Origin of the sequence: Vibrio sp. 10N.222.48.A3, assembly GCF_041475345.1 — a bacterium.
Taxonomy (GTDB): Bacteria; Pseudomonadota; Gammaproteobacteria; order Enterobacterales; family Vibrionaceae; genus Vibrio; species Vibrio tasmaniensis_A.
Map to the genome: position 1 here is coordinate 1 of NZ_JBFRVX010000258.1, position 424 is coordinate 424.

Sequence of the window (424 nt, forward strand, 5' to 3'; positions counted from 1 at the left end):
GAGCGTGATAGGGAATCTTTATCGTCTACTTATAGAAACCTGACTGCCGATGGTTACTCTTGCCTCTCATGATATCCTCCGCTCAATATTGCTCTTTATGATTTTGGGTCTTATATTCAATGGTACAGTTATGACATTGATTTAACATGGATAGCTGTTGAGTGAAGGACAATAAATACTTGATTGAATATAGATTAATCAAGTCAACAATAAGTCAGTGGAGACTCCCCAATGAAAAAATTACTTTCAGTACTTGCTGTATCTGCAGCGGTAATGGCACCGGCAGCATTTGCTTCTTCGCCTGTTATGTTTTCAACGATCAATGGTTTCAACGCTCCGGATTCAGATGCGGTTGGCGGTGTACGTCTGGCTCTGCTTCACGGGCAAGTCAATGACCTTAAAGGTGTCGACCTTGCAGTTGCTG

At 42.2% G+C, this 424-nt stretch carries 1 pseudogene; it reads left to right on the forward strand.

Going from position 1 to position 424, the window contains the following annotated elements:
- Window positions 1-231 precede the first annotated feature (231 nt).
- A pseudogene (locus AB4653_RS08610) lies at window positions 232-424 on the forward strand (hypothetical protein); the annotation flags it as partial.